15 protein-coding genes are annotated in these 14,432 nt (G+C 60.9%); 12 read left to right on the top strand and 3 right to left on the bottom strand.

Annotated features, from left to right (window positions below; genetic code table 11):
- Positions 1–6 precede the first annotated feature (6 nt).
- Positions 7–681, top strand: coding sequence for a thermonuclease family protein (locus ACSQ16_RS15000; protein WP_435988565.1), 675 nt, complete (start codon positions 7–9; stop codon positions 679–681).
- Here ACSQ16_RS15000 and ACSQ16_RS14995 read toward each other — a convergent pair whose 3' ends face one another.
- Positions 682–2,082, bottom strand: coding sequence for a helix-turn-helix domain-containing protein (locus ACSQ16_RS14995; RefSeq protein WP_243262544.1), 1,401 nt, complete (start codon positions 2,080–2,082; stop codon positions 682–684).
- An 85-nt stretch (positions 2,083–2,167) separates the two neighbouring features.
- Positions 2,168–3,382 (bottom strand): multidrug effflux MFS transporter, encoded by a 1,215-nt coding sequence (locus tag ACSQ16_RS14990; protein WP_243262545.1) that lies wholly within the window; start codon positions 3,380–3,382, stop codon positions 2,168–2,170.
- Between the two features lie 169 nt (positions 3,383–3,551).
- Between ACSQ16_RS14990 and ACSQ16_RS14985 the strand changes: the two genes are divergently transcribed.
- From ACSQ16_RS14985 to ACSQ16_RS14955, 7 genes are all read left to right on the top strand, one after another.
- Entirely contained in the window at positions 3,552–5,084 is a 1,533-nt protein-coding gene (locus ACSQ16_RS14985; protein WP_243262546.1) for an acyl-CoA carboxylase subunit beta, read from the top strand.
- Between the two features lie 105 nt (positions 5,085–5,189).
- A complete protein-coding gene (locus ACSQ16_RS14980; RefSeq protein WP_243262547.1) occupies positions 5,190–5,444 on the top strand; it encodes a DUF7218 family protein in 255 nt (84 codons plus the stop codon).
- Positions 5,445–5,518: 74 nt separating this feature from the next.
- On the top strand, positions 5,519–5,842 hold the full coding sequence (locus ACSQ16_RS14975; protein WP_243262548.1) for a DUF6497 family protein: 324 nt from the start codon (positions 5,519–5,521) through the stop codon (positions 5,840–5,842).
- A gap of 214 nt (positions 5,843–6,056) precedes the next feature.
- On the top strand, positions 6,057–6,203 hold the full coding sequence (locus tag ACSQ16_RS14970) for a hypothetical protein (RefSeq protein ID WP_167360200.1): 147 nt from the start codon (positions 6,057–6,059) through the stop codon (positions 6,201–6,203).
- 81 nt (positions 6,204–6,284) lie between these two features.
- On the top strand, positions 6,285–6,632 hold the full coding sequence (locus ACSQ16_RS14965) for a hypothetical protein (RefSeq protein ID WP_093927245.1): 348 nt from the start codon (positions 6,285–6,287) through the stop codon (positions 6,630–6,632).
- Positions 6,633–6,954: 322 nt separating this feature from the next.
- A complete protein-coding gene (locus tag ACSQ16_RS14960; protein WP_093926802.1) occupies positions 6,955–7,158 on the top strand; it encodes a hypothetical protein in 204 nt (67 codons plus the stop codon).
- Between the two features lie 137 nt (positions 7,159–7,295).
- Positions 7,296–9,341: an acetyl-CoA carboxylase biotin carboxylase subunit gene (locus ACSQ16_RS14955; RefSeq protein WP_243262549.1), complete on the top strand. Its 2,046-nt coding sequence runs from the start codon at positions 7,296–7,298 to the stop codon at positions 9,339–9,341.
- 42 nt (positions 9,342–9,383) lie between these two features.
- On the opposite strand, the gene ACSQ16_RS14950 is transcribed toward ACSQ16_RS14955, so the two are convergent.
- Positions 9,384–9,839 (bottom strand): DUF4174 domain-containing protein, encoded by a 456-nt coding sequence (locus ACSQ16_RS14950; protein ID WP_093926800.1) that lies wholly within the window; start codon positions 9,837–9,839, stop codon positions 9,384–9,386.
- 165 nt (positions 9,840–10,004) lie between these two features.
- Between ACSQ16_RS14950 and scpA the strand changes: the two genes are divergently transcribed.
- The 4 genes from scpA to ACSQ16_RS14930 are packed head-to-tail and all read left to right on the top strand — an operon-like array spanning position 10,005 to position 14,401.
- The gene (scpA, locus tag ACSQ16_RS14945; RefSeq protein WP_243262550.1) at positions 10,005–12,146 is read left to right on the top strand and encodes a methylmalonyl-CoA mutase; all 2,142 of its coding nucleotides are present in this window, start codon (positions 10,005–10,007) and stop codon (positions 12,144–12,146) included.
- The gene (locus tag ACSQ16_RS14940; RefSeq protein WP_243263135.1) at positions 12,146–12,667 is read left to right on the top strand and encodes a GNAT family N-acetyltransferase; all 522 of its coding nucleotides are present in this window, start codon (positions 12,146–12,148) and stop codon (positions 12,665–12,667) included. The genes scpA and ACSQ16_RS14940 overlap by 1 nt, the downstream gene beginning before the upstream one ends.
- 52 nt (positions 12,668–12,719) lie before the next feature.
- Positions 12,720–13,400: a molecular chaperone DjiA gene (locus tag ACSQ16_RS14935; RefSeq protein ID WP_243262551.1), complete on the top strand. Its 681-nt coding sequence runs from the start codon at positions 12,720–12,722 to the stop codon at positions 13,398–13,400.
- Positions 13,400–14,401, top strand: coding sequence for an endonuclease/exonuclease/phosphatase family protein (locus ACSQ16_RS14930; protein WP_243262552.1), 1,002 nt, complete (start codon positions 13,400–13,402; stop codon positions 14,399–14,401). The genes ACSQ16_RS14935 and ACSQ16_RS14930 overlap by 1 nt, the downstream gene beginning before the upstream one ends.
- Positions 14,402–14,432 lie beyond the last annotated feature (31 nt).

Below are 14,432 nucleotides of genomic sequence, written 5' to 3'. Positions count from 1 at the left end.
TGCCCCATGTTAAGGATTTGTTCACTTTTCGCCCTCAATCTCTCGCTGAGCTTTGGGGCCGCTTCGGCCGGTGCGCAGACCGTTTCAGGCATGGTGCGCGTGATTGATGGGGATACCTTCGATCTTGGCGGCACGCGCATTCGTTTGCATGGGATCGACGCGCTTGAGGCGCGTCAAACCTGTGAGACCGAGGGCGGGCAGCCCTGGGCCTGCGGCGATTGGACGACGAGGGAGGTGCGCGACCGTTATCAAGGGGAACAGGCCCAGTGCGAAGAACTGGATCGGGACCGCTATGGGCGTATTGTTGCGCGATGCCGTATCGATGGCGTCGACGTGGGGCAAGCGCTGGTGCAGGACGGGCTGGCCTTTGCCTATCGCAAATACTCGATGGATTATGATCTGGATGAAAAAGCCGCCTTTGTCGCGGCGCGCGGGATTCATGGCTTCAAAACGGTGTCCCCTGCGCGTTATCGCGTGACCCGACGCAGGGGGGCGGAACCCGAGCGTCCCGAGGGAAGTTGCCAGATCAAGGGTAACATCAGCGCCAAGGGAACCAAGATTTATCACATGCCGGGGCAGAGTTTTTACAGCCGGACCCGGATCAGCAGCCAAAATGGAGAGCGTTGGTTCTGTTCCGAGGCGGAAGCCCGCGGCGCTGGTTGGCGACGCGCACAGCGCTGATCACTCTACCCGATAGGGCAGCACGTCGCGAAGATGCGGGTCAACAACCAACTGCCGTTCCAGCGGTGGTACAGAACGTTGATGGCAATCGCGGCGTTCGCAGATGCGGCAGGAAATGCCAATCGGCTCAAAGGCTTCTGCGCGATTGATATCCATCCCATCGGCGTAAACAAGCGCGGGCGCATGGCGCACCTCGCACCCCAAAGAAATCGCGTAGCGCCGCACTGGCGCCCCAAACCGCCCCGCCGGTTTCGAGATATCGCGCGCCAGACTAATATAGCGCACCCCATCCGGCGTTTCGGCCAATTGCCGCAGAAAACGGCCCGGCGTCTCAAAGGCGCGGTGAACATTCCACAGCGGGCAAGCGCCGCCAAAGCGCGCGAATTGCAGCCGCGTTGCAGAATGGCGTTTGGTGATCGTGCCCGCCTGATCGACACGCACAAAGAAGAAGGGGATGCCCTTCGCCCCGGGCCGCTGTAAGGTCGACAGCCGATGCGCCACCTGTTCGATCGAAGCGCCGAAATGCCCGGCCAGAACCTCAAGGTCATGGCGGCAGGCCTGGGCCTTTTCCAGAAAGCGCCCATAGGGCAACAGCGCCGCCCCAGCGAAATAATTGGCCAGCCCGATTTTGGCGATGTCTCGCGCAGCGGCGCTGTGGAACCGGGCCAGATCAAGTGTCGCCTCTAGCAGTGCGTCTTGCCGGGTTAGCGCCACTTGCAGCAAAAGCTGAAAGGTCTGCGTCTCAGGTGCTGCGCGGGCAGAGAGCTGCAGCGTTTTACCGGCCGGATCGTAAGCGCGCAGGCGGTCATCATCGTCGAAAACCACCGACACTCCGGCATTGCTGAGGGCGGCCATCGCCGTCGTCCGGGCATCGCCAGTCGTGCCTTTGCGGGTGGCAAAATGTTCTGCCGCACGGTCGACCGCATCAATGTAATTGTCGCAATAGTGAAAGAAGTCCCGCACCTCTTCCCACGGAGAGGGGGTGGCGCGTGCATCCTCGCGCCCCAAAGCTTCGTCCAATGAGGCAAGTCGTTCGTGCACCTGCCGGTAGCTTTGATGTAGAGCTAGAAATGCATGCGCGAGCCCCGGTGCGTTAGAAGCGGTAAGACGCAGATCAGCTGTTGGCGGCGCCTTTCCAGCGAAAATTGGATCGGCCAGGGCTTCGCGCAGATCGCTTACTAATCGCTCTCCGTCTCCACTGGAAAGTTCGGTCACATCCAGCCCAAACTCTGAAGCTAGCGCCAGCACGACGCTGGTGCTGACGGGGCGGTTGTTGTTTTCCATCTGGTTGAGATAGGGCAAGGATAGGCCAAGCCGGGCGGCAAAGTCTTTTTGCGTCAGCCCCGCGCGGGTGCGGGTTTCACGCAGTTTCACACCGGCGTAGAGTTTTTGGATCGCCATCCGCGCCCCTTTGCAACTTTGCAGTTTCCCGCAGCGTAGCTTTGCAAACTGATGGTCGCAAGGTGGGTCGCGTGGCTAACGCAGGTTACAGGCCCAAGACCTTCTCGCGGTGAATTACCAGCCAGATCGACCCGACCGAGGCGATGGCCGTCAGCAGCATCAGCCACAAAAGCGGATAGGCCCCTGTTTCAGGGGTAAGCAGCGCCCCCGCCAGTGCGCTAAGCGCCGCGCCGCCAACGATCATGATCGCCCCGCCAAGACCAGAGGCCGTGCCCGCCAGATGCGGTCGCACGGACAGCATGCCAGCGGTGGCATTGGGGATGCACAGCCCATTGCCCAGACCGACCAGCGTCATTAGCCCAAAAAAGCTGAGTGGGGAGCCGTAGCCGACGAGGAAGATTAGCAGCGATACTGTGCCGCCAACCGCGTTGGAAATGCAGCCCCAAAGCACCAGCGTATTAACCCCGTAGCGGGTCGCGGTGCGCGCGGTGATGAAATTGCCGACGAAATAGCCAATGGCGGGCGCGCCAAAATAGATGCCCAGCACTGCCGGTTCCATCCCAAACACAACGGTCCCCACGAAGGGCGCGCCGCCGAGATAAGCAAAAAACGCACCCGAGCAGAATCCCGTCGCCAGCGCATAACCCCAAAAACGTGGGGAGCGCAGGAGCTCAGGGTATTCACCAAACTGTTGGGCCAAAGATTTGCCACTCGCACGGGCCGTTTCGCCCAAATCTGCCCACGCGGCCCAGAACACAAGCCCGCCAAGGATGAGCATCGCCCAGAAGGAAGCCTGCCAACCAAAGGCTTGTTCTAGCAGGCCGCCCACGGCGGGGCTGATCATCGGCACCAGCGCCATACCCATGGTGACATAGCCGATCATCGAAGCTGATTGTTCTTGGGTGTAAAGATCGCGGATCACCGCACGGCTGAGAACCATGCCAGTGGCAATGACAGCCTGCGCCATTCGAAAGACAAGAAAGATGCCGATATTTGGTGCAAGCAAGCAGCCAACGGTCGCCCCAAGAAACAGCCCCAACCCCCAAAGCATAACGCGCCGTCGCCCAAGGTTGTCTGAGATTGGACCGATGAAAATCTGCAATATCCCGCTGAAGAACAGATACAGCGGCACCGAAAGCTGGATGACAGCGTAATCCGTGCCGAAATGCTCTGCCATTTTGGGCAGGCTTGGCAGAAATATGTTCATCACCATGGCCGAAAGCCCCGCAAGCAGGATCAGCGTGGAAATGTGGGGCGGGGTCGTCCGGTCTAAATACCGGACACGGGGGAGATCGCTCATGCAATGGCAAGTAGTCGGGGGGGTGAGCAATGTCCATGTTAACTAGATTGATTTGCAACTTTTCATTTTGCTGCGCAACCCATGTAATTGTTTTGCAAATTTGCAAAAATGCGCTTTGGTCGTCTGCGCTCCTTCGATAGACTGATCAAAATCACAATAGGGGTGCGTCATGAAAGACATTCTCGAACAACTGGAGCAGCGCCGCGAAGATGCGCGCTTGGGCGGCGGTCAAGCGCGGATCGATGCGCAGCATGGCCGTGGCAAGCTGACGGCGCGCGAGCGGGTCGATCTGCTGCTCGACGAGGGGTCGTTCGAAGAATTCGACATGTTCGTCACCCACCGCTGCACCGATTTCGGCATGCAGGATCAAAAGCCCGCAGGCGACGGTGTGGTTACAGGATGGGGCACGATCAATGGCCGCCTCGTCTATGTCTTCAGTCAGGATTTTACCGTCTTCGGCGGCTCTCTTTCGGAAACGCATGCGCAGAAGATCTGCAAAATCATGGACATGGCCGTGCAAAACGGCGCACCCGTGATCGGCATCAACGATTCCGGCGGCGCGCGCATCCAAGAGGGGGTGGCAAGCCTTGCGGGCTATGCGGAAGTCTTCCAACGTAATATCGAAGCCTCCGGCGTGATCCCACAGATCAGCGTTATCATGGGCCCCTGCGCGGGCGGTGCGGTCTATTCGCCTGCGATGACCGATTTCATCTTCATGGTCAAAGACAGCTCTTACATGTTCGTCACCGGCCCCGACGTGGTGAAGACCGTCACCAACGAAGTCGTCACCGCTGAAGAACTTGGCGGTGCCGTGACCCATACGCGCAAATCGTCCGTTGCTGACGGGGCGTTCGAGAATGACGTCGAGGCGCTGGCCGAAGTGCGCCGCCTTGTTGATCTGCTGCCTGCCAACAACCGCGAAAAACCGCCCGTCCGGCCCTTCTTTGATGATCCCAACCGGATCGAGCCGTCGCTCGACACGCTGGTGCCCTCCAACGCCAACACCCCATATGACATGAAGGAATTGATCCTCAAACTGGCGGATGAAGGCGACTTTTACGAAATCCAAGAGGAATTCGCCAAGAACATCATCACCGGTTTCATCCGTCTTGAGGGGCGTACCGTTGGCGTGGTGGCCAACCAACCGATGGTGCTGGCGGGCTGCCTCGACATTGATAGTTCTCGCAAGGCCGCGCGTTTCGTGCGCTTCTGCGATGCTTTCGAGATTCCAATTCTGACCCTCGTGGACGTGCCCGGCTTCCTGCCCGGCACCGGCCAGGAATTCGGCGGCGTCATCAAGCATGGTGCGAAACTGCTGTTCGCCTATGGCGAAGCAACCGTGCCGATGGTCACCGTAATCACCCGCAAAGCCTATGGCGGCGCCTATGACGTGATGGCCTCCAAACACCTGCGCTCAGATTTCAACTACGCCTGGCCCACGGCCGAGGTCGCCGTGATGGGGGCCAAAGGCGCGACCGAGATCATCCACCGCAAAGACCTGAACGATCCCGAAAAGATCGCGCAGCACGCGAAGGATTACGAAGACCGGTTCGCCAATCCCTTTGTCGCCGCCGAACGCGGCTTCATCGACGAAGTGATTCAGCCGCGCAGCACCCGCAAACGGGTCGCCCGCGCTTTCGCCTCCCTGCGCAACAAAAAAGTGCAGACCCCGTGGAAGAAGCACGACAACATCCCGCTCTGAGCACCGCCATGCAGTTTCATCCTTTCTTAAATACCGATCCCACCGAGGCCGCATGCGGAACCCTCGGCAGGCTGGGTGGTTTCCTTCGCAAAGGAGGGCCATCCCATGCCAAATTCATCCATCAAAGACGAAGAAACCTACAAGTCCCTGCGCGAGGATGGAGCGAGCAAGGAGAAAGCCGCCCGGATCGCCAATGCGCAGGCCAACGACAGCCAGCATCCCAGCAAGAAGGGGGGCAAGCAGCCGCCCTACGAGGAGTGGACCAAGGACGCGCTTTACGACCGGGCGCAGGAGCTTGGGATCGAGGGGCGCTCGGACATGGACAAGGACGCGCTGATCGACGCGCTGCGCAACCATTAACCGCCAGAATCGCACGTGCGCTGCTGACTGGTGCGCTTGCATTCGGGCTGGTAACGCCCGCGCTGGCGATTGATGTGCCTTCCGGCCAAGCCATTGATCTTCAAGAGGTGTTGGTCGAGGACCTAGGCGGCGAGACGTGGCTGCGCTTCCGCTTTGTCGCGCCGCAGATTGCAAAAGGGCCGGATGCTATCGCCTATGATCTGGCCGCGCCTGATATGGAACACCTCTGCGCGGCCGTCGCCTTGCCATACATGACCGAACACGCGCTTGCGGGGCAGGTAATTGTCGTCTCACTTGCTGACCGTGTCGTGGAATTCGGCGCCGCTGACCCCGATGCGACCCAGTATTTCGAAGCGTTCCGCGCTCAGGATGGCACCTGCATCTGGGAGGGTTTGTGATGCAGACGCAATATCTTGCAAGAATCCGCCGATCCCGCATTTGGAATGATGCTTTGGAGTCACAACGCGACCGATTGCGCTTGCAACCGTATCCATTGCCATGTGAATCGCATATGATGCGGTCAAGGAATACCGACGTATCCCTTGCCTCAGAACCCGGGCTTGGTCGGCATGATGTCGCACCAGGTTCCACTAACATTAATAGGAGACTTTCATGTCCAAGAGCATCAAGATGCTGGCAGCTTTCGGTTTCGTCGCAGTCGTTTCCGCCTGCACAAGCGGTCAGACCGAAGAAGAGTTCGTTGTTGTCGAGCCCGAGCCCATTTCGGTTGAGCCCGTATACACCGGCAAGTACAAGTAATGCCGTTGCAGGGCAGGCGTCCGCGCCTGCCCTGATCCCTGCCACCCCTGCAATCGGGAGGGGTGTGTAATGCCCGCCTATATGCTGAAACACCGCGGGTTCCCGGGCCGTCTGCCCGGCACCGATTTCCAATTCACTGTTCGCCGCCCGAACCCCAAAGGGGTTACGCCGATCACCCGTCGTGAGCGTCGTTCTGATCGCCGCGCGCCGGATCGCCGCGCCGACACCGCCTTTGTCAAAGCGTTGTGGGAAGCCTTTGGCGAACATCCTTTCGAGCGCGGCAACCTTGATGCAGGCCGTCTTTCGTGGCTCTTTGGCCGCGAAGTGCTGCCCGCGACCGACCCGTTTGATCCTGCCGATTACGAAGCGCTGTTGGTGTTGGATGTGCCCGCCGCACGCGCGGCCTTCCCCGAAGCATTCGAGGGTTGATAGGCATGTTGTCGCCGCATCTCTTTGCAAATCAGCATAGCCTTGCCGAAGTCTTGCCCCCGCGCATGACCCGCTTGGCGCGGGTGCGGCCTTGGGGCAGATATAAATCTGTTGGCGGGGCAGTAATTGTCCAAAGCTCCGCTAAGCATGAAGACCATACCCCTTCCCCTGTCGGGCAGCGGACCAGACCTCTGGCGTCGCTGTCCGACTTTTTACTAATGTGGTCTTTTTGGCGCAGGGCATCAAACAGAAGAACCGGCTGGGAACCCTATGCCAATCAGGGCGTTGGTCGGTTAGTTAACAGCAGTGAAGGAACAGGCTCATGTCCATTCGTAATATTATTCTCGCGCTTGGCGCGGCAGCCGGGCTTGCCGCCTGTGGCGACAACATCGGCGAACAAGGTTTGGGCGGCGCAGCCGTTGGCGCAGGCGCAGCCGCAATTACCGGCGGGTCGCTGGCGCAGGGTGCTGCGATCGGTGCGGCAGGCAACGTCGCCTATTGCCAGCTCAACCCCGGCAAATGCTAACCTAAGCCTTCGGACCGCTCTGTCCGCCATCGGCGTGGGCAGAGCTTCGGACCCTTCTAACACTACATTCACAGGCACCGCGCAGCCCCGGCTGACGCGGCATTTTGCGTTGCCTGTCACCGTCAAAGGAACTGCTGATGTTTGACAAGATCCTGATCGCCAACCGGGGCGAAATCGCTTGCCGCGTAATTAAGACTGCCAAGAAAATGGGGCTGACCACCGTTGCGATCTATTCAGACGCGGACGCCAATGCGTTGCATGTCGAAATGGCGGATGAGGCCATCCACATCGGCCCACCCCCTGCCAACCAATCCTATATCGTCATCGACAAGGTGATGGAGGCGGTCAAGACATCCGGCGCGCAGGCGGTGCATCCGGGCTATGGGTTTCTCAGCGAAAACAGCAAGTTTGCCGAGGCTCTTGATGCGGTTGGCGTGGCTTTTGTCGGCCCGCCCGTCGGTGCCATCGAGAAGATGGGCGACAAAATCACTTCCAAAAAGATCGCGCAGGAGGCCGGGGTGTCGACCGTGCCGGGCTATATGGGCCTGATCGAAGATGCCGATGAGGCGGTGAAGATTTCCAATGAGATCGGCTATCCGGTGATGCTCAAAGCCTCTGCAGGTGGCGGCGGCAAGGGCATGCGTATCGCCTGGAATGATGAAGAGGCGCGCGAAGGTTTCCAATCGTCCAAGAACGAGGCCGCGAACTCCTTCGGTGATGACCGTATCTTTATTGAAAAGTTCGTCACACAGCCGCGCCACATCGAGATTCAGGTACTCTGCGACGCGCATGGAAACGGTATCTATCTGGGCGAGCGCGAATGTTCGATCCAGCGCCGCAACCAGAAGGTTGTTGAAGAAGCGCCGAGCCCCTTCCTTGACGAAGCCACCCGTAAAGCGATGGGTGAACAGGCCGTCGCTCTGGCGCAGGCGGTGGGCTACACCAGCGCGGGCACCGTGGAGTTCATCGTCGACGGCGACAAGAACTTCTACTTCCTTGAGATGAACACCCGCCTGCAGGTGGAACACCCGGTGACGGAACTGATCACCGGCGTCGATCTAGTCGAACAGATGATCCGCGTCGCCAATGGCGAAAAACTTTCGATCACCCAAGACGATGTGACACTTACCGGCTGGGCCATCGAAAACCGACTTTATGCCGAGGACCCTTACCGCGGCTTCCTGCCCTCGATTGGCCGTCTGACCCGCTACCGCCCGCCGCAGGAAGTGGCCGCCGGCCCGCTCTTGGACCAGGGTACATGGCAGGGCGATGCCCCTGCAGGCGACATGGCCGTGCGTAACGATACCGGCGTCTATGAGGGCGGCGAAATTTCGATGTATTACGACCCAATGATCGCCAAACTCTGTACTTGGGCACCGACCCGGGCCGAGGCGATTGAGAAGATGCGCGTGGCGCTTGATAGTTTTGAGGTCGAGGGGATCGGACATAACCTTCCGTTCCTGTCTGCCGTAATGGATCACCCCAAGTTTATCTCGGGCGAGATGACCACCGCCTTTATTGCTGAAGAATACCCCGAGGGTTTTGAGGGCGTTACCCTGCCAGAAGGCGAGCTGCGCCGCATCGCCGCCGCCTGTGCCGCCATGCACCGCGTCGGCGAAATCCGCCGCGCCCGTGTCTCCGGCCGGATGGACAACCACGAGCGCAAGGTCGGCAGCGATTGGAACGTGAAGCTTCAGGGTGAAAACTTTGACGTGGTCACCAAGGCCGATCCCGAGGGGGCGACGGTAGTCTTCTCCGACGGTGCCGAGATGCGCGTCAGCGGCGATTGGACACCGGGCGACCAACTGGCCGAGATGACCGTGGATGGCGCGCCTCTGGTGCTGAAGGTCGGCAAAATCTCAGGCGGCTTCCGCATCCGCACCCGCGGCGCGGATCTCAAGGTTCATGTGCGCACGCCGCGTCAGGCCGAACTAGCCGCGCTGATGCCGGAAAAATTGCCGCCTGACACCTCCAAGATGCTGCTCTGCCCGATGCCGGGTCTGGTGGTGAAGCTCGACGTCGAGGTGGGCGATGAGGTCCAAGAGGGCCAAGCGCTCTGCACCATCGAGGCGATGAAGATGGAGAACATCCTCCGGGCCGAGAAGAAGGGCGTCGTCAGCAAGGTCAATGCGGGCGCGGGCGACAGTCTTGCGGTTGATGATGTGATCATGGAGTTCGAATAGGGTGCGATGCGCTGGCGATCAGATGGGGCTGGGCGCAGGTTATCAGCGGATGACTTCGCGCTCCTTTGCCTCTCTGATTTCACGCTGGCGCAGCGGCATCTTGTCGATGCTGCGGGTGATCTCGCGCACGTCCCATGGAAAGGGTTTGCGCAATTCAATCTGGCCTTCCTTGTCGACCAGCACCAGCATGAAACCACGCGGGCGCATCCGCAGCCTGAGCGGGCTGCGCGCGGCGGGGTCGGTATCGGTCAGCACGATGACATCACGCAGGCGCAACTCCTCCTCGCGGTCGCGCAGATACTCCATCTGGGCGACGAAGGCGGGGTCGTTCTCGGAATTGGCAAAGACCAGCACGGGCCGCTTGGTCCATTGGAAAGTGCTGAGATCGGCCATATCGGCGGGCAGGAACAACGGATCCTCCGCCGGGGCATCGGCCCCTTGGGCCATGGCCGCAGTGGTCATCAATCCTGCAAAAACTAGTGAGATCAAACGTTTCATCAAGGCTCCTGTCCCCTCAGATATAGGGGGCCTGTACCATTTTGCGAAGGGCAAAGCGCCGCAGGGGGCATTTATCCCCGTGAGCGCGCGCCCCGTGACAATTCAGCCGCCAGTGATGTGCAGGCCCATGCCTGCCACCCGGCGCTAAGGGAGAAGGACAAGCATATGACATCCGACCAAAAGGACGCCAAGACACGTTGGCAGGAACTGGCGACGGGCGAATTGCGCGGGCGCAGCCTCGACGATCTGACATGGAAGACGTTGGAGGGGATCGACGTCCAGCCGCTTTACACTGCCGAGGATGTGAACGGGCTGGATCATCTGGGTGGCATCCCCGGCGAAGCGCCGTTTGCGCGCGGCGTGAAGGCGACGATGTATGCGGGCCGCCCCTGGACGATCCGGCAATATGCGGGCTTCTCTACGGCAGAGGAATCCAACGCCTTCTACCGCCGTGCTTTGGCCGCCGGGCAGCAGGGTGTCTCGGTCGCCTTCGACCTCGCCACCCACCGCGGCTATGACAGCGACCACCCGCGGGTTGAGGGCGATGTCGGCAAGGCCGGCGTGGCCATCGACTCGGTCGAGGACATGAAGATCCTCTTCGACGGCATCCCGCTTGATCAGGTTTCGGTCTCGATGACCATGAACGGCGCGGTGATCCCGATCCTTGCGAGCTTCATCGTCGCGGGCGAGGAGCAGGGCCACGACCGCGCCAAGCTCTCGGGGACGATCCAGAATGACATCCTTAAGGAATTCATGGTGCGCAACACCTATGTCTACCCGCCAGAGCCGTCGATGCGGATCATCGGGGACATCATCGAATATACCTCTGACCACATGCCGAAGTTCAACTCGATCTCGATCTCGGGCTACCACATGCAAGAGGCGGGCGCGAACCTCGTGCAGGAACTGGCCTTTACCATTGCGGACGGGCGCGAATACGTGCGCACCGCCATCGCGGCGGGCATGGACGTGGACCGCTTCGCGCCGCGGCTGTCGTTCTTTTTCGCCATCGGCATGAACTTCTTCATGGAAGCCGCTAAGTTACGTGCCGCGCGTCTGCTCTGGTCACGGGTGATGGAGGAATTCGAGCCGAAGAACTCCAAGTCCTCGATGCTGCGCACCCATTGCCAGACCTCCGGCGTGAGCTTGGCCGAGCAGGACCCCTATAACAACGTTGTGCGCACCGCCTACGAGGCGCTCTCTGCGGTCTTGGGCGGCACGCAGTCGCTGCACACGAACTCGCTGGACGAAGCGATTGGCCTGCCGACCGAGCATTCGGCCCGCATCGCCCGCAACACCCAGCTGATCCTGCAAGAAGAGACCGGCATCACCAATGTCGTCGATCCGCTGGCAGGCAGCTACTACGTCGAGAAGCTGACCGCTGATCTGGCCGAGGCCGCGTGGAAGCTGATCGAAGAAGTTGAAGAGATGGGCGGCATGACCAAGGCCGTGGCCTCAGGCATGCCGAAACTGCGCATTGAAGAGGCGGCGGCACAGCGTCAGGCGGGCATCGACCGGGGGACTGAGGTGATCGTCGGCGTGAATAAGTATCGCCGCGACAAGGAAGAGCCGATCGACATTCTCGACGTCGACAACGTCAAGGTCCGCGCCGGTCAGGTCGCGCGGCTGGAGCGTATCCGGGCAGAGCGGGACGACGCGGCATGCGAAGCCGCCTTGGCGGAACTGACACGGCGGTCCGCCGAAGGCGGCAACCTGCTCGACGCGGCGGTGGAAGCCGCCCGCGCGCGTGCCACAGTGGGAGAGATCAGCATGGCGATGGAGAAAGAATTCGGGCGGCACCGGGCCGAGGTCAAGACCCTCTCGGGCGTCTATGGCGCGGCCTATGAGGGCGACGCGGGCTTTGCTGACATCCAGAAATCGGTCGATGAGTTCGCCGAGGCCGAGGGCCGCCGCCCGCGCATGTTGGTGGTCAAGATGGGCCAAGACGGGCACGACCGGGGCGCTAAGGTGATCGCCACGGCTTTCGCTGATATCGGCTTTGACGTGGACGTGGGACCGCTGTTCCAGACGCCCGCCGAAGCGGCGCAGGATGCGGTGGACAATGACGTGCATGTTGTCGGCATCTCCAGCCAAGCGGCGGGGCATAAGACATTGGCACCGCAACTTATTCAGGCGCTGAAGGATGCAGGGGCCGAGGATATTCTGGTGATCTGTGGCGGGGTCATTCCGCAACAGGATTACAAGTTCTTGGAAGATGCGGGCGTCAAGGCGATCTTTGGCCCGGGGACGAATATCCCGACGGCTGCGCAGGATATCCTCAAGCTGATCCGCGAGACTCGGAAGTGATGCAGGCTGAAACTGGCGCGGCCCAATCGGGCCGCGCGGTCCGCCCGGCAGAGCCGCGCGATGCCGTGGCCGTGGCTGATCTTTGGAACGGCATGATCCGCGATAGCCTGTCGACCTTCACCACCGACGAAAAGACGGCAGAGGAAATCGCCGCGCTCATCGCCACCCGCGCCGGTGCCTTCTGGGTGGCTGAGGATGCGGGGAAGGTGCTGGGCTTTGTCACCTACGGCAGCTTTCGGGGCGGACCGGGATATGCCGCGACGGTGGAGCATAGCATCGTGCTGTCGGACGCCGCACAGGGGCAGGGGCTGGGGCGCGGCCTGATGACGCGGGCGGAGGAGGCGGCTGCGGGGCAGGGCCATCATGTGATGGTCGCCGCGATCAGCAGCGCCAATCCGGGGGCTGCGATTTTCCATGAAAAATTGGGCTTTGCACAGGCGGGCCGGATGCCCGAGGTAGGGCGCAAACACGGCCAATGGCTTGACCTGATCTTGATGCAAAAAACGCTGCCAGCATCCTGACTTCCCCGGTGCCAGCGGTTAAGCTGGGGGCCGAATACCAAGGGGTTAGCCCATGTCGATCTGGACGCGCATTACCGAAGCTTTGTCAGCCCTCACCGCGGGCGAGGGGCTGTCGGCTGTCTTTGACCGCCTGCGCAGCCCGCCTGAGCGGTCGGTGGCCTTTACCATCGCGGTGATCGCCTTGGGTGCAAAGATGGCCAAGGCTGATGGATTGGTGACTCGCGACGAGGTGACCGCCTTTCGCGAGGTCTTCCAAATTGCCGAAGGGGACCAAGACGGCGCGGCGCGGGTCTTTAACCTTGCCCGTCAGGATGTGACGGGGTTTGAGGAATACGCCAAACGCATCGCCAGTATGTTCAACGACCAACCCCAGATGCTGCATGATCTGATGGAGGGGCTGTTTCACATCGCCATGGCCGATGGCATCTATCACCCGAATGAGAACGCCTTTCTTGAGGACGTGGCCGCAATTTTTGGCATGGGGGAAGAGGCGTTCGCCTCGCTCAAGGCGCGTTTCGTACCGGATAGTTCCCCCCTGCCGCGCACGGTTCTGGGGATTGGTCCCAATGCCACGCTGACAGAGGCACGTAAGGCCTGGCGGCGGTTGGTGCGGGAGAACCATCCCGATGCGCTGGTGGCGCGCGGCCTGCCGCAAGAGGCGATCAAAATGGCCGAGAAACGCATGATCGACATCAACCGCGCTTGGGAAACGATCTCGGGCAAACACGCTTGATGCGCATCGCGACCTACAATGTTGAGTGGTTCGCGAGCCTGTTTGACAGCGACAATCAGCTTTACGACGACGGCGAATGGTCGTCGCGCTATCAGGTGACGCGCGCGCAGCAAACGGCGGCTCTGGGGGTGGTTTTCGCGGCGCTGGATGCGGATGCGGTGATGGTGATCGAGGCGCCAAACCATGGGCGGCGGCAGTCTACTGTGGCCGCGCTTGAGCATTTCGCCGCACGGTTTTCCCTACGCGCGCGAGAGGCCGTTATGGGGTTTTCCAACGAGACAGAGCAAGAGATTGCGCTGCTTTATGACCCCGATAAGCTCACGGCCCGCCATGCGCCGCTGGCCGCTGCCGATGCCCCGCGCTTTGATCGGACGCTGCGGATTGATCTTGACGTGGATGCGACAGAAGACGCGGTGGTCTTCTCCAAGCCGCCCTTGGAGTTGGAGGTGACCACGAAGGCCGGGTTTGTATTCCAGATGATCGGCGCGCATCTTAAGTCCAAAGCGCCCCATGGGGCCAAGTCCGCCGCCGATGTGCTGCGCATCGCCATCGCCAACAGGCGCAAGCAATTGGCGCAGGCGATCTGGCTCAGGCGGCGGATCGACATGCATCTGGCAGCGGATCGCCCCGTGATGGTGATGGGTGATTTGAACGACGGGCCGGGGCTGGATGAATTCGAAAGCCTGTTCGGGCGGTCGTCGGTTGAGATCATTCTGGGGCAGGGGGCGGCGGCGCTCTTTGACCCGCATGCTAAACAGGCGCTTAGCCGACGTTTGGGGGCCTCTCCCACCAGCGCGCGGTTTTGGATCGCGCCCGAAGAACGCTTCCTTCAGGCGCTATTGGACTACATCATGGTCACGCCACAAATTCAGGCCCGCGACGCCCGGTGGCGCATCTGGCACCCGATGGATGATCCCGCCTGCTGGCAGAACGTGGCGCTGCGCGATGCGCTGCTGGCGGCTTCCGACCATTTCCCCGTCACACTGGATGTCGACCTCTAGGCGGGCTTGTGCCAGCGCATCACCGCAGGAC

This window comes from Sulfitobacter sp. SH24 (assembly GCF_965641895.1).
In the GTDB taxonomy this organism is placed as follows: domain Bacteria; phylum Pseudomonadota; class Alphaproteobacteria; order Rhodobacterales; family Rhodobacteraceae; genus Sulfitobacter; species Sulfitobacter dubius.
The sequence above is the reverse complement of the archived record's forward strand: the minus strand, read 5'-3'. Positions and strand labels throughout refer to the sequence as shown.

What these genes read in the sequence shown, in the direction of transcription:
- ACSQ16_RS15000 (WP_435988565.1), top strand. Translation starts at nt 7, where the DNA reads ATGTTAAGGATTTGTTCACTTTTCGCCCTCAATCTCTCGCTGAGCTTT.
- ACSQ16_RS14995 (WP_243262544.1), bottom strand. Translation starts at nt 2,082, where the DNA reads ATGGCGATCCAAAAACTCTACGCCGGTGTGAAACTGCGTGAAACCCGC.
- ACSQ16_RS14990 (WP_243262545.1), bottom strand. Translation starts at nt 3,382, where the DNA reads ATGAGCGATCTCCCCCGTGTCCGGTATTTAGACCGGACGACCCCGCCC.
- ACSQ16_RS14985 (WP_243262546.1), top strand. Translation starts at nt 3,552, where the DNA reads ATGAAAGACATTCTCGAACAACTGGAGCAGCGCCGCGAAGATGCGCGC.
- ACSQ16_RS14980 (WP_243262547.1), top strand. Translation starts at nt 5,190, where the DNA reads ATGCCAAATTCATCCATCAAAGACGAAGAAACCTACAAGTCCCTGCGC.
- ACSQ16_RS14970 (WP_167360200.1), top strand. Translation starts at nt 6,057, where the DNA reads ATGTCCAAGAGCATCAAGATGCTGGCAGCTTTCGGTTTCGTCGCAGTC.
- ACSQ16_RS14965 (WP_093927245.1), top strand. Translation starts at nt 6,285, where the DNA reads ATGCTGAAACACCGCGGGTTCCCGGGCCGTCTGCCCGGCACCGATTTC.
- ACSQ16_RS14960 (WP_093926802.1), top strand. Translation starts at nt 6,955, where the DNA reads ATGTCCATTCGTAATATTATTCTCGCGCTTGGCGCGGCAGCCGGGCTT.
- ACSQ16_RS14955 (WP_243262549.1), top strand. Translation starts at nt 7,296, where the DNA reads ATGTTTGACAAGATCCTGATCGCCAACCGGGGCGAAATCGCTTGCCGC.
- ACSQ16_RS14950 (WP_093926800.1), bottom strand. Translation starts at nt 9,839, where the DNA reads ATGAAACGTTTGATCTCACTAGTTTTTGCAGGATTGATGACCACTGCG.
- scpA (WP_243262550.1), top strand. Translation starts at nt 10,005, where the DNA reads ATGACATCCGACCAAAAGGACGCCAAGACACGTTGGCAGGAACTGGCG.
- ACSQ16_RS14940 (WP_243263135.1), top strand. Translation starts at nt 12,146, where the DNA reads ATGCAGGCTGAAACTGGCGCGGCCCAATCGGGCCGCGCGGTCCGCCCG.
- ACSQ16_RS14935 (WP_243262551.1), top strand. Translation starts at nt 12,720, where the DNA reads ATGTCGATCTGGACGCGCATTACCGAAGCTTTGTCAGCCCTCACCGCG.
- ACSQ16_RS14930 (WP_243262552.1), top strand. Translation starts at nt 13,400, where the DNA reads ATGCGCATCGCGACCTACAATGTTGAGTGGTTCGCGAGCCTGTTTGAC.